Origin of the sequence: Capnocytophaga sp. oral taxon 324 str. F0483 (genome assembly GCF_000318315.2) — a bacterium.
In the GTDB taxonomy this organism is placed as follows: domain Bacteria; phylum Bacteroidota; class Bacteroidia; order Flavobacteriales; family Flavobacteriaceae; genus Capnocytophaga; species Capnocytophaga ochracea.
Map to the genome: position 1 here is coordinate 19,219 of NZ_KB291485.1, position 13,517 is coordinate 32,735.

Annotated in this window: 14 protein-coding genes; 6 read left to right on the forward strand and 8 right to left on the reverse strand. The window is 38.8% G+C overall.

Annotated features, from left to right (window positions below; genetic code table 11):
* Window positions 1–14: 14 nt before the first annotated feature.
* Both murC and HMPREF9072_RS01255 read left to right on the forward strand, forming a co-directional pair.
* Entirely contained in the window at window positions 15–1,367 is a 1,353-nt protein-coding gene (murC, locus tag HMPREF9072_RS01250; RefSeq protein ID WP_009410130.1) for a UDP-N-acetylmuramate--L-alanine ligase, read from the forward strand.
* 60 nt (window positions 1,368–1,427) lie between these two features.
* Window positions 1,428–2,843: a S1C family serine protease gene (locus tag HMPREF9072_RS01255; protein WP_009410131.1), complete on the forward strand. Its 1,416-nt coding sequence runs from the start codon at window positions 1,428–1,430 to the stop codon at window positions 2,841–2,843.
* Between the two features lie 102 nt (window positions 2,844–2,945).
* Here the strand turns inward: HMPREF9072_RS01255 and HMPREF9072_RS01260 are convergent, their stop codons facing one another.
* The 5 genes from HMPREF9072_RS01260 to HMPREF9072_RS01280 form a co-directional block, all read right to left on the reverse strand.
* The gene (locus tag HMPREF9072_RS01260) at window positions 2,946–4,202 is read right to left on the reverse strand and encodes a hypothetical protein (RefSeq protein WP_009410132.1); all 1,257 of its coding nucleotides are present in this window, start codon (window positions 4,200–4,202) and stop codon (window positions 2,946–2,948) included.
* Between the two features lie 71 nt (window positions 4,203–4,273).
* The gene (locus HMPREF9072_RS01265; RefSeq protein WP_009410133.1) at window positions 4,274–5,791 is read right to left on the reverse strand and encodes a hypothetical protein; all 1,518 of its coding nucleotides are present in this window, start codon (window positions 5,789–5,791) and stop codon (window positions 4,274–4,276) included.
* A gap of 6 nt (window positions 5,792–5,797) precedes the next feature.
* Window positions 5,798–6,544, reverse strand: a complete 747-nt coding sequence (locus tag HMPREF9072_RS01270) for a hypothetical protein (RefSeq protein ID WP_009410134.1) — start codon at window positions 6,542–6,544, stop codon at window positions 5,798–5,800.
* A 107-nt stretch (window positions 6,545–6,651) separates the two neighbouring features.
* On the reverse strand, window positions 6,652–7,395 hold the full coding sequence (locus HMPREF9072_RS01275) for a lipocalin family protein (protein ID WP_009410135.1): 744 nt from the start codon (window positions 7,393–7,395) through the stop codon (window positions 6,652–6,654).
* Window positions 7,396–7,513: 118 nt separating this feature from the next.
* Window positions 7,514–8,272, reverse strand: a complete 759-nt coding sequence (locus HMPREF9072_RS01280) for a DUF6261 family protein (protein ID WP_009410136.1) — start codon at window positions 8,270–8,272, stop codon at window positions 7,514–7,516.
* Between the two features lie 369 nt (window positions 8,273–8,641).
* Between HMPREF9072_RS01280 and HMPREF9072_RS01285 the strand changes: the two genes are divergently transcribed.
* Genes HMPREF9072_RS01285 through rlmH form a run of 3 tightly spaced genes read left to right on the forward strand, consistent with a single transcriptional unit; the run spans window position 8,642 to window position 10,011 of the window.
* A complete protein-coding gene (locus tag HMPREF9072_RS01285) occupies window positions 8,642–9,013 on the forward strand; it encodes an SMI1/KNR4 family protein (protein WP_009410137.1) in 372 nt (123 codons plus the stop codon).
* A 15-nt stretch (window positions 9,014–9,028) separates the two neighbouring features.
* Window positions 9,029–9,493 (forward strand): macro domain-containing protein, encoded by a 465-nt coding sequence (locus HMPREF9072_RS01290; RefSeq protein WP_009410138.1) that lies wholly within the window; start codon window positions 9,029–9,031, stop codon window positions 9,491–9,493.
* 44 nt (window positions 9,494–9,537) lie between these two features.
* Window positions 9,538–10,011, forward strand: a complete 474-nt coding sequence (rlmH, locus tag HMPREF9072_RS01295) for a 23S rRNA (pseudouridine(1915)-N(3))-methyltransferase RlmH (RefSeq protein ID WP_009410139.1) — start codon at window positions 9,538–9,540, stop codon at window positions 10,009–10,011.
* On the opposite strand, the gene HMPREF9072_RS01300 is transcribed toward rlmH, so the two are convergent.
* The 3 genes from HMPREF9072_RS01300 to HMPREF9072_RS01310 form a co-directional block, all read right to left on the reverse strand.
* Window positions 10,012–10,806, reverse strand: a complete 795-nt coding sequence (locus tag HMPREF9072_RS01300; RefSeq protein WP_009410140.1) for a 1-acyl-sn-glycerol-3-phosphate acyltransferase — start codon at window positions 10,804–10,806, stop codon at window positions 10,012–10,014.
* Between the two features lie 185 nt (window positions 10,807–10,991).
* Window positions 10,992–11,942 (reverse strand): electron transfer flavoprotein subunit alpha/FixB family protein, encoded by a 951-nt coding sequence (locus HMPREF9072_RS01305; protein ID WP_009410141.1) that lies wholly within the window; start codon window positions 11,940–11,942, stop codon window positions 10,992–10,994.
* Between the two features lie 5 nt (window positions 11,943–11,947).
* Complete coding sequence (locus HMPREF9072_RS01310) at window positions 11,948–12,694, reverse strand: electron transfer flavoprotein subunit beta/FixA family protein (protein ID WP_034565992.1); 747 nt, start codon at window positions 12,692–12,694, stop codon at window positions 11,948–11,950.
* Between the two features lie 157 nt (window positions 12,695–12,851).
* On the opposite strand from HMPREF9072_RS01310, the gene HMPREF9072_RS01315 reads away from it, so the two are divergent.
* A complete protein-coding gene (locus HMPREF9072_RS01315; RefSeq protein WP_009410143.1) occupies window positions 12,852–13,511 on the forward strand; it encodes a trans-aconitate 2-methyltransferase in 660 nt (219 codons plus the stop codon).
* Window positions 13,512–13,517: the final 6 nt, after the last annotated feature.

The following is a 13,517-nucleotide window of genomic DNA, read 5'->3' on the forward strand; positions in this document are numbered from 1 at the left end:
CGCATTTTATACAAATGGATTTACAACCTATACAGAACGTTTATTTTATAGGCATAGGGGGCATAGGAATGTCTGCCCTTGCTCGTTATTTTAATGCCAATGGCAAAAAGGTGTGTGGTTATGACCGTACCCCCACTGAAATTACTGAAATGCTCGAAAAAGAAGGTATAAAAGTACATTTTACCGATGATGTAAATGCTATTCCCGCCTCTTTTAAAGACAAGCACACTACGCTGGTAGTATATACACCTGCCGTACCCAAAGACCATAAGGAATTAAACTATTTTCAGCAAAATGGCTACGAAGTAGTAAAACGCTCGGAAGTATTAGGGTTTATCACTAAAAATACATTCTGCCTTGCAGTGGCAGGTACGCATGGTAAGACTACTACTTCAAGTATTCTCGCCCATTTATTAGTGGAAGCAGGAGCCTCAGTAAGTGCGTTTTTAGGAGGGATTGCTGAAAACTTCAACAGCAACTTAGTACTGAAAGGCAGTGACTACACTGTGGCAGAAGCCGATGAGTTCGACCGTTCCTTCTTGCGACTCTCGCCCAATATAGCTTGTATCACCTCTATGGATGCCGACCATCTCGACATTTATGGCGATAAAGAACACTTGATAGAAGGTTTTAGAGAGTTTGCAGGTAAGATAAAACCAGGTGGAAGTCTTATAGTACGCAATGGTTTAGATATAGAAGGTGAGACCTACGGATTAGAAGATAATGCCGATTATACTTTCCAAAATATAACGGTAAAGAACGGTATTTACCATTTTGATTTTCATTATAAAGGAGGCGTCTATAAAGACTATACTTTATTGAAGCCAGGGAGACATAATCTACTCAATGCCTTAGCAGCCGTATCGATGGCGGTAAAAGCAGGATTTGCCCCTGAAAAGTTACTCCCTCATTTGGCTACATTCAAAGGTGTGAAAAGGCGTTTCTCGTATATTATCAAGGAAGACAACTTTGCTTTTATAGACGATTATGCACATCACCCTTCGGAAATTAATGCGTTGTTCCAAGCAGTAGAGGAGATGTACCCCCACACTCCTAAAACTATTGTTTTCCAACCCCATTTGTTCACCCGTACACGTGACTTTTTAGACGATTTTGCAAAAAGCCTATCACAGTTTGACGATGTAGTTCTATTGGACATATACCCAGCTCGAGAGCTGCCTATTGAAGGTATTACTTCACAAGTATTGTTAGACAAAGTGACGGCTAAACAGAAAATATTGGTGAGTAAAGCAGAATTGATACCTTTATTGCTTAAAAAACAACCAAAATTATTACTTGCTGTAGGAGCAGGCGATATAGGTGCTGAAGTAGAGAAAATTAAAGAAGCTTTTACTGTCGGTCATTAAAATGGCACAGTTGTTGCCTAATCGTTTTACGATATAAAACAAATTAGTAAAACAAAAAATATGATGAAGAATTATGCAACAATGATAGCTGCTGCCTTTCTCGGCGGGGCTATGACCTTAGGAGGGTATAAACTTTTTATAGATAAACACGACGCTAAACAAGAGGCACTTGATTTGCTCTCACGTCCTGCTTTGGTGCAAACTAATCACACTACTCCTGAAAGAACGGTAGCAGGTGAAACCAACTTTGTGGAAGCGGCTAACAAAACAGTGAATAGCGTAGTGCACGTAAAGAACACTGTAAAATCACAAGGAGGTGTAACCTCTATCTTCGACCTTTTTTACGGTAATGGGGGAGGCGAACAAACCCAAGTAGGTACAGGTTCTGGGGTTATCATTACCCCCGATGGCTATATAGTAACCAATAATCACGTGATTGCCAATGCTACTACTTTGGAGGTTACCCTCAACAACAATAAAACTTATACTGCTAAACTTATAGGCACAGATGCTTCTTCGGATATTGCCCTACTGAAAATAGAAGCCGACGAAAAACTACCTTTCCTCACCTTTGCGGACTCCGATAACACACAAGTAGGTGAATGGGTACTCGCAGTAGGGAATCCTTTTAACTTGAATTCTACCGTTACTGCGGGAATCATTAGTGCAAAAGCGCGTAACATCAGCGAGCGCGGTAGCGATAAAATAGAATCATTCATACAAACCGATGCCGTGGTGAATATGGGGAACAGTGGAGGAGCTTTGGTAAACCTCAACGGTGACCTCATTGGTATCAATACAGCTATCTCATCTACTACGGGTGTATATATGGGCTACTCGTTTGCAGTGCCTAGCAATATTGCTAAGAAAGTGGTGGAAGACCTTATAGAGTACGGGAACGTGCAACGTGGGGTGATGGGCGTACGCGGACAAGGGTTAGACTCCGAAGTAGCTAAGAAACTTAACGTAAAAGAAACAGAAGGATTCTATATAGATTCAGTAGACGATGAGTCAGGAGCAGGAGCTGCCGGTCTTAAAAAAGGTGACATTATCAAACAAATCGATAATGTGAAGATACATAAATACTCTGACCTTAGTGGTCACATCGCTTCTAAACGTCCTGGCGATATGCTAAAAGTAACTTATGTACGCGAAGGTAAAGAACGCACTGCCAATATCACACTTAAGAAAAACACTACTTATGTGATACAATCCTTAGGTTTGGAAGTGAAAAACCTTTCAGATGCTGACCACAAGCGATTTAAAACTAAAAACGGAGTGAAGGTTACCGCTGCGGGTCAGTTCTATGAGTACAATAATATCAATATAGTGGGGAAAGTGTTGCTTTCAGTGAATGGAAAGACCATTAAAGATGTAGATGAATTGAAAAATATAATGTCTACTCTTTCTTCACGCAATCGCAACTCGTTAGAAATCTTGAACGAAAAAGGAGAAAAAGAAAGATTCTTTTTCTAATATGGTTAAATGGTAAAGGGTATGCTGATACCCTGTAATTGGTTATGTTAATACCCTATACTTTACGGAATGTAAAGTGTAGGGTATTTTTTAATATACAAATTACCTTTTTGAATAATAGAACTTTTTGTGACTGTAAAGTAAATATTTGCCATCTATATATCGGTAGATTTTTTGTTTACTGAGGGCTTTTTTGCCTATTCTTCCCGCCGAATTGCTTAAAAATCCTTTATCTAAAATATCCTCAAATAAAATAGAGGATAGTGTATTTTCAATAAGGTCAGTAGGTTGCCATTCTTGCGTTGATAAAGTGCGTTTATATCTCGTTTCTTTCAGCAGATTGCCTTCGCTGTCATACTCAAAAATGCTTCTCCCTTCTTCTTCGTTTGGTTTGATGAATAAATACTCAATAAGCTCATTGTTTTTGTTATAGCGGTACTTATTAGTGTAGTATATCTCGTATGTTTGGGTCTTTTTATTCCAATTCTCTGAAGTAATAGAGGTACTCTGGTTGTTTTCGCCCAATATATCAGTTAATCTACTCTGATTCTGCCATTTGTTTTGCTCTTTCTCCCAAACTTGTACTATATTAGTGAAAATTCTGTTTGTCTTATCTTCTGTATAAGTGATTTTTTGCGTAGGTAGCCACCCATCCTCTTTATAAACATACTGTATAGAGGTTCTTTCATTCTCATTAGGGTCAATATATTCTGTTTTTTCGTCTTCATACCACTCATTATTCCCAAAAGTATAAGTAATCTCTTCTTTAAGGAGCGTATCATTTTCAAACTTTCGTACAATTTTCTTGTCGCCTTGCCACTGCTGGATGTCACTATCCCAAACTTCATCAACAGAAAGCACTGTACGGCCTTTCTCATTCTCTGTATAAGTATTGCGAGTATCTCTAAGCCAACGCTTATTGAGATATTTGTAATACACAGTTTCGGTGGTGCGACCTCTTATATTGTTAATGCGTTTGCTACTGGGGGATAGCTTTTTGCCATTTTCATTGAGGTAAGTAATACTGATGAGTTTATTTTTTCTTTTCTTAGTCTCATCTTTCTGGATTGCTATCCACCTTTTGCTCAAAGAATCTTGGCGGTAAAAAACATTATAAATCTCATTGCCTTCTTTGTCATTCTTAATAACAGTTTTGGTAGCGTAACGATGGGGGAAAATGTGGTTATCGCCTACTACTAATAAATGTTTTTTAGCGTTATAATGTTGCCAATCTGTAACTTGATAGGCACTACTGAGCGAATCTACCCTATAACCTATATGGTTTATACTATCCAATTGATATTGCTGTGCGTGCACTGAGAATATCCCAAGTATTAGCCAAAAAATAAATGCTTTCATAATAGTTCAATTTTAAATGCTATTTGTATCCTTAATCTTTGTTGATATTGTCAAAATTTTCCTTCGGAAAATTATATTACATTAGTGCTTTGCTCCTCCACAGGTGGGAATAATAGTTGCAACTTCCTGAAATAAATCATTGCGCGATAATATCGAGGGGTATTGCCAAAATTCAATTCATATTCCTCGCCGTTTTCGTCTTCGTTGATGAGTAGCACGCAATTTCTTTCTGCATTCCACTCATAATGAAAGTACAGATAAGCAACAGAACCGTCCTCATTGTATTTGCTGTGCTCACCGAGGCTAATTCTCGCAGAAGTTGTCTCTTCGTTACTTACTTTTAGTATGAAATCATCTTTTTGAAGCGTTACATAACCATCAGTATTCTTTCCTTTTTGTGCGTAGAAATCTTGAAGTCTTCCATTGGCTAAAAGCGACTTGAAGTTTGCTTCGTTCACTTTTGAAAGATAGTAGATGCGACTGTTGATGAGCTCTTCATAACGCCTGCAAAAGTAAGCAAACTCTTTTTCTAAGAAGGCAAAATATGCAGGATGTGATCTTCGGGTTATACTTATCAAATCCTCACCTGTAAACGTATTGACTGAGGTGTGCAACTCGCCTTTATATACTTGGGCAAGCACACCATATTCTTCATCGTTTTGAATAAAAACAGAATGAGCATCGTAATCAGGGTCGTAAAGGACGCGGTAAAATACATCATTGTCGTCCCACATTTCAAAACACGGATGATTGTTTTTGTCAGGTTTACATACAAGCGAGAAGAGGGGCGGATAGGTAAAACGAAGTAAATTCTCTATCGAAATATCGGTATTAGGGAACATATGCACTTGTTTTTTACTAATTTCATCGCGACGTTTTTGTGTTTCTTCTTGGTTTACGAATATAGTTTCACCTTTGGCTAAAGCAGGAAATAACTTATCATCGTTTATCCAGCATTTCCAGCTCCAAGGGATATAATCTATCTTTAAAATATCGTCTAACGCAAAAGAAAATTCGGGTTTTAAATGCAAAGTGAGCTTTTCCCCTAACAAAAGCCCTTCGTAATCATCATCGGTGGGGTATTCGGTAATATCGGCATTGCGTCTTTCTTCAAAACGCTTGTTATCGTGATTGTAATCAGTTTCCAAGAACACGTAAATGCTGATATGCCCCATCACGGTAAGGCTTCCGTGATTGTAATCGCCCCAATAGAATCCCGAAACGCGTAAATCACCGCCTACGAAAATCTCTTGCCCACCGACCACTATATTTTCAGCAGTAAGATTCCCCAAAACCACTAATCCGCAAGAACCACAGGTTTCGCCATTGTAGATATTGGTAGCCTGCATATTGCCTTTTACGAGAATAAAAAGGGGCAGAGAATCGTAGTCATCGGGGTTGTAGTAAGGAGAAAGCTCATCGACAGCGTCTAAATCCAAAGGTTCGTCCAAAATCCAGTCGCCGTCAATCACGATAACGCGATTTTGCCAACGAGTGTCGTAATGCTCTTTGTAGAGAGACGACTCAGGTAGCTCATCGGCAATCTCGTCATAAGAAGTAGTTCGATAGGGAAGGTTAGAGAGGTTCATAACAAATTATTTTTTATAAGTATCTACGCTGATAAGTGGATTTTCTCCGTTTTTTACCAACTGAAAGAAACGATTGACAGAAAAATAAGAGAAAAGCTCATTTTCTTCCCAAACTTCTGGTCTGAGGAGTTTCCAGCTTTCTTCCAAATAGCCTGTTTCAGGGTCGTGAAGATAGCAATCCTCTTGTTCTGTTTCGTTTTCGGCTTCTACGAATATAAACTCAGTAACCTTACTTTTGTCGGGCATATAGTGCCCAACTTCTACGAAATACGGCGCATTGGTATTGCCTAATACATCAAGCATACCATCATTATACTCGCCATACAGACCAAAGGTAGTATAAAGGTCTTTCATTATGAAGATAGCACCGTTATAGGTAAAGAGATAATCGCAAATCACGTTGCCCGATACCCTTAGATGCAAGTAATTATCGTCTAAAATATCACCTGCAACGGTAAGATTACCATCGATGAAGATACCATAAGCATCGCCTTCCCAGTGTAAACCTTCCATAAGGTCTTCCGTCCATTGGCGGGTGATGTTGCCTTTCACCAGCACATCGCCTTTGAGGAGCAATAGTTTGTCGTCATCATTCAGATAGATAGGAATTTTAAATTTTTCCTTCGCTTGCTTTACAGTGATAAATTCCTTTTCGGGGATTACGGTTTCGCTCACTTGCGGACGCTGAGCCATACGTGCGGGCATCGCATTGTTGATACGTTGCGCCCTTTCTAATAGGGTTATTACTGACATATCAAATTGTTTTTACAAAGTTACGAATAAATTATTGATAAGTAAAATTAATATTGCTCCCTGCTTCTTTGGTAGGAATAAAGGAAAGTAAGTTTTTCCCTAATCCATTACTTTTTATAATAATAACGTTCGTTATTATTTGTTACTTTTATGGTATTCCCTCCGTCTATCAGCTCAAAAGCGATGTTTGTAGTGGCTTTTTTGTTGTCATCTGCCTGATAATATTTTCCACCGATATTTATCCACTGGCGAGTGTCATCAATTTCGCGACAACCGCCTGTTTGTGCATTAGGAAATGCAAAATGAGTGGAGATTCTAAAACGGTCTATTCGCAAATATCCTTTTTTATAACAATCGTCGCGAGAGGCGTCAATAGTTTTTCCGTGTGTCTCTACTCTCTTTAAAAACCATTTGCCTACGGCGGGGTCGTGAGTATCTTTTCGCCTATATACATAGGTATCTTTCTTCCCATTAGCGTTAGCACTTGGGTAGGAGAGAGAAAGTACGTTGTTTTTGATATGAAACTCCATACTGCCCTTTTGATTATTCTCCTTATTGACATAATTAATTACGTTGCCTTCGGTAGTATAGGTGTGGTTAGTGATATTCCTATCACAATTGCCATTGGATAGCAGACTCACAGCCAGATGTGTGTAGTCGGTTTCAGAGAATGCTACTTCGCTGTCTTGTGCGCATTTATTGGCGAGGTAATGGTCGGTATCCTTAACGGTGAGTGAGACAAAATACCACGTACCTAAAAGGGAACGACTGTCTTCCTCTTCGTTATCTTTCCTACAAGAGGAAACAAATAGAACTGTGGCAATAAGTGCCGAAAAGATGAGTTTTTTCATATGTTTTTATTTTATTTGAAAATGAAAATTGATTTTAGTAAATTGCTTCTGTTCCCCTGAAGGAGAACAATCTATAAGCCTAACAATATGGATATCGGAGGGGATTGTAGGCGACTTTTTATGCCCCCGTTCCTTTAACCGTTTCAGCAGAAGGCTTTCCTCCTGCCTTACGGCGTGCCAATACATCGGCGTAGTATTTACGGCTGTTGTTGAGCACCTCGAGGGTTTTTACGAAAAACTCATCGGATTTTACTTGTGCATTGGCATTGATGTAAGCCGAAAGTTTTTGGTAAATATCGGTGAGCTCTTTTCGCAATCCTTTTACACTATACACTTCTTTTTGAAGGTCTTTGAGCGAACGATGAGAGAAAAGCTCATTGAATGCCGTGTTGGAAGTTTCCAGCTCACCCAGAAACTCGCCTATCTTCAGAGTCTCTACCTGCGCCTGATATTGTGCCGATTTGAGGGTGCTGATAAGCGTTTTCACGCGGTTGGTTTCCTCTTCGTAAGTATCCTTTATCACATCTTTATAACCGTCCAAAACCAATTTAATAGCGTGATAGGCTTTTTGTTTAGCCTCTGTTTTGGCGTTGCGATAAGGCTTGATACTGTCTTTCAGGGCTTGCACATCGGCATCACGCACCTTGTCGAGTTCTGATATTTTTTTAGACTCTTCTTTGGCGCGCACTTGTTCAAGCGCCTTGTTATAGACCGGTATTTTGGTGTTGAGACTTTCGTACAGCTCTTTAAACGTAGCGTCTGCCTCCAATGAAATACCTGAGCCCGCAAAATCTTCAAAAAAGCGGGCAATAAACTGACTAAATTCTGCGTTGTGTAGGTTTGCGGTGTGCAACACTACTAATTTGGGTGTTTTCATATCTTACTAATATAAATATTGAATTGATTTTACACGACTATTTTTGGCAAAGGTAATAAAAAATATCATTCTGTTTCATTTTGTAATGTAAAAATTTCAAAATTATTTTGTTTTTTTCGCTATCGATTGTGACGGCTTAAAGTAGTTTTGCTTTTGTTCTTCACCAATGCCGACGATGTAAAGCCATTTTGCTTTTTGTTTTCAACATATGTGATGAATTAAAATAGTTTTGCTTTTCGTTTTCACCGTATGTGATGAGTTAAAATAGTTTTGCTTTTCGTTTTCACAGCGTGTGACGGCTTGAAGTGATATTTTTGTAATATAAGAAAAAATATTACCTTTGTACCATTATAGTTAAAGCCATAATATATGAGTAAAGCTTCTGAATTAAAAAGAATTCAACACCTTAATCTTCCTGATTCTTATAAGGAAGTTCTTACGCAATTTGAGTTTTTTTGTTTATATGAATATGAAGGTAGAGAAATAGAGCTTTGGAGCTTTGCTAATTTGTTTTCTTATATAAACAGAGATTATTATCAATGGGAATTGCTTAAGTATTTTTCGGCTCCTAATGCTGAACATACTTTTACTTTTGGCAGCTCGCACGATGACGCCCGATTGTATTTTGACCTTACTGACTTTTCGGTATGGGAATATTGGCTTGATGATGACTCTACTGATAAAGTGGCAGATAGTTTTGATAAAATTATTTCAAAGGCAAAACTTATAGATAAAGAATAACAAAAGATTTAAGCGATGATACACTATTTAAAAGCAGATGCTACGGTGCCACAAGCCGAAGGAAACATTGTTATCGCCCATATTTGTAATGATATAGGCGCTTGGGGGAAGGGATTTGTGTTAGCACTTTCCAAACGCTGGAAATACCCCGAAAAACAATACAAACAATGGTATAAAGAAGGTGAAGATTTTGCCTTGGGAGAGGTACAATTTGTGTCGGTAGAAGAGAAGATATGGGTTGCAAATCTCATTGGGCAACACAACATATATAAAGATGAAAACGGTGACCCGCCTATTCGTTATGAGGCAGTGGAAAAAGGTTTGCAACAAATAGCCGATTTTGCTTATGAAATAAATGCCAAAGTGCAAATGCCTCGCATAGGTTGCGGATTGGCAGGAGGCTCTTGGGACAGAATTGAGAAACTTATAAGGCAAACACTTTTAAGGAAAAACATCGAAGTATTTGTTTGTGATTTATAACCTTATTTTTATTTTTTACCTTTTAGCTTTTATCCTGAAAAATAATGAACATCAAACTTCTCGCGGTGGGCAAGACCGATAATCCTGCTTTGCAACAGCTCATTGATATGTATGAAAAACGACTTTCGTATTACATCAATTTTGGATTGCAACTTTTGCCCGATATTAAGAATAGCAAATCACTATCGGAAGAGCAACAAAAAGCAAAAGAAGGGGAGCTTATCCTCGGCAATGTAGCCTCGTCTCATCATCTGATACTCTTAGACGAACGTGGCAAAGAGTTTACCTCAGTAGCTTTCGCCGATGAATTGCAAAAGAAAATGAATGCCGGCATCAAGCAGCTCACCTTTGTGATTGGGGGACCTTATGGTTTTTCAAAAGAAGTATACGACCGTGCTAATAGCAAGTTGTCACTTTCCAAACTCACCTTTTCACACCAAATGATACGCCTATTTTTTGTGGAACAACTCTATCGAGCCTTTACGATTCTCCGTAATGAGCCCTATCATCATCAGTAATTAGGGTTGTGGTGTTGTTACTGTTTTAGGAGCTTCTTCACCGTCTAATTTCTTAACTTTAAGGAATGATTCGTGTTGTTCGATAGCCATTTCTATTTTAGCTACAATTTCTTCAACCGTATCATTTTCGTAATCTATTTGCAAAGGCGATTTGATAATCATCGATTGTTGCACTCCTTTCTTTTTGATATTTATTCCCTTTTTATCAAACGAGCGACGGAATCCATCGATTACGATGGGCACCACCACAGGTTTGTATTGCTTGATGAGGTGTGCAGTACCCTTGCGGATAGGTTTCCACGGCGAGGTAGTGCCCTGCGGGAAGGTAATCACCCAACCATCGGCAAGGGCGATACCTATGTTTTCCACGTCGGCTTGGCGGACTTCGCGATGTATTTCTTTCCCTTTTTCGCGCCAAGTTCTGTTCACCGGTATAGCTCCTGCGTAACCTAATATTTTGGGCAGAATCCCTGATTTCATAGTCTCGGAAGCCGCCACGTAATAAATGTTGAGTTTTGGGTTCCACAGATAGCCCATATTATCCAAGGTATCTTTACGACCTTTAAGACTTGCGTTGAACACGTGAAACATAGCTGTTACGTCGGCGAAATAAGTCTGGTGATTTGAAATGAACATCACATTCTGTGGTGGCAATTCGCGAATAACGTCCGAACCCTCAATCTTCAGTTGGTTAAAACCATCATACCTGCTGTGAGTAAGGATACCAAAAACGCGGATGAGCCATCGTTTTACGAAAAGTGTATGTCCGAAAGGGTCTTTTTTAAATAAAGGCATTGTTCAATTTTTTGATTAGGTGATGAGCTAAAAAGTCAATTACTATAGTAACAAATTAACTCATTAACTCATCAGTTTAGTTTATTGAAAAGTCTCTCTTGCCATCTGCATAGCATTCTTTGTATTTGTTGTAAATCTTCACAGTTTCTTGGGCATTTCTCAGCCGTGAAAAGCTATTACAAATATTAAAGTTTAGCTTTTAGTTTTTCTATAAGCTTGGGAACAACTTCAAAAGCATCGCCTACCACGCCGTAATCGGCAGCTTTAAAGAAAGGAGCCTCGGCATCGGTGTTGATAACCAGCTTTACTTTTGAGGCATTAACCCCCGCCAAGTGTTGTATAGCCCCTGAAATGCCAATGGCAATATACAAGTTAGGCGCAACGGGTTTCCCTGTTTGTCCTACGTGCTCAGCGTGTGGGCGCCAACCCATATCGGCCACAGGCTTAGAACAAGCGGTGGCAGCGCCGAGTACTTCGGCAAGATCTTCGATTATGTACCAATTCTCGGCGGCTCTTAATCCGCGTCCTCCTGATACCACAATAGAGGCATCGTCTAGCGGTACTTTGCCTGTAGCCTTCTCGGTAGCGATTATCTTTATATCGAAATCACTATCTGAAAGGATAGGGGAGAAGGGTTCTACAATTGCCGGAGTAGGATTTTCTTTTACTCCGAAGGCATTAGGAGCTAATCCTACTATTTTTATAGGTGTTGTGATTTTGTTTAAACTTACGGATTTGTTAGAAAAGGCATTACTCTTAATAGTAAAATCGTTTTCAGGAAGTGAAATGACGTTAGGTACATAACCTGCTTGTAAAGAAGTGGCTAATAAAGGGGCAATATTCTTGGCTTGCGACGAGGCGCTGAAAAGCACCGTTGTACTCCCTTCTTTCTTCACTGCCTGTTGTAATATTTGTGCTACAGCCTTCGCCGAAAAGTGTTGTAGCTTTTCATCGGCTACGTTCAATACTTTATCAATACCATAAGTGCCTAACATTTCAGGATTATCAATATTGATAGTTACTGCTACTATTTTGGTATTTTGTTTCTGAGCAAGAGTTTTGGCATAAGTAGCCACTTCATAACTACTTTTCTTTACTTTTCCGTTTTCGGAATCTATATATATGAGTATGGACATTTTTATTAAATTACTTTAGCTTCGTTGTGTAATAAATCAATAAGAGTATCTAAATCATCAGCCGATACCATTTTTACAGGTTTTTTGGCAGGAAGTTTCTCAAAACCTATGGTTGTTACTCTCGTATCTGTATTTTCAGCAGGCAACACAGTAATTACTTTAGTGCGAGCTGCCATTAGGTTGCGCATATTTGGTATACGAAGGTCTTTCTCTTGGGTAAGTCCTTTTTGTCCCGCAATTACTAACGGAAGAGTTGCGGAGAGTTTTTCCTTACCGCCGTCTATTTCTCGTTCAGCCGTTACCTCTGTCCCATTGATATCTAAACCAATGCATTTGTTGATAAAGGGTAGATTTAGTAATCCTGCCAAAAATCCTCCCACCATTCCGCCGTTATAATCAATAGACTCCTTTCCTGTAATGATAAGGTCGTAATTTCCCTCTTTAGCTACCTTAGCCAACTGAGTAGCTACAAAAAAAGCATCAGTAGGAGTGGCATCAATACGGATAATATCGTCAGCACCAATGGCGGAAGCCTTGCGCAATACGGGTTCTGTTTCTTGGGTGCCTACATTCACAAGGGTGATAGTAGCGCCTAACTTTTCTTTAAGCAAGATTGCCTTAGTGAGGCAGAATTCATCGTTAGGATTGATGATAAACTGCACTCCTGTAGGGTCGAACTTCTTATTTTCATCAGTAAAATTTATTTTCGAAGTAGTGTCGGGAACGCTACTGATACATACTAATATCTTCATAATCTTATAGATAATATAATTAAAATGATACATTAATAACCAAAAGGTGGTTATTTTTGAAGCGGTAAAAGTACTTCCTTTTGTATAACTGTGCAAACTATTATGCGAAAAAAATGTAACTTTGCCGTCTAACTATTTGAAATACTAAATAGAAATAATGAATCCTCCAGTAACCGATATGCAACTTTTAGGACAGTTATTGCGTTGCCCTAGCGGAATATATGCAAAAGAAGTAGGTGAATATACTTTCTTTTCCAATCGCACTATGATTTTCAATACTATTGATTGTTTATCACTTTTGCCCAATAGCAATGTTTTAGAAATTGGCTTCGGCAATGCCAGCCATTTACCTTATTTATTTGAAAAAGAGCCAACCATTCACTATACAGGAGTAGAAACTTCTGTGGAAATGATAACTGAGGCTACTGTAAGCAATCCCGAATTGGTAGCGCAACAATCTGTTTCTTTTCTGCAAGTACAACCCGATGAGAAACTTGAGTTTAATATACTTTTTGATGTTTGCTTTTCAATCAATACACTTTACTTTCTTAAAAGCCTTATTCGCTATTATCGCAATATTTATCAGTTGCTCAAGCCTATGGGAAAGGTAGTGATTACTTTTATTGATAAGTCAGTAGGTGAGAAAGCTCCTTTTGCACAAGTGGGATTTAAGTTTTATACTGTTCCCGAAGTGCGAAAAATACTCTCACGCATAGGGTTTAAGAATATCAAAGAGTATACTTTTGAAGAAACACTTGTTTCTAAGAGTGGCAAGAAAATACGTCGTCCTTATTGCATAATGATGGGAGAAAAATAAAAACCT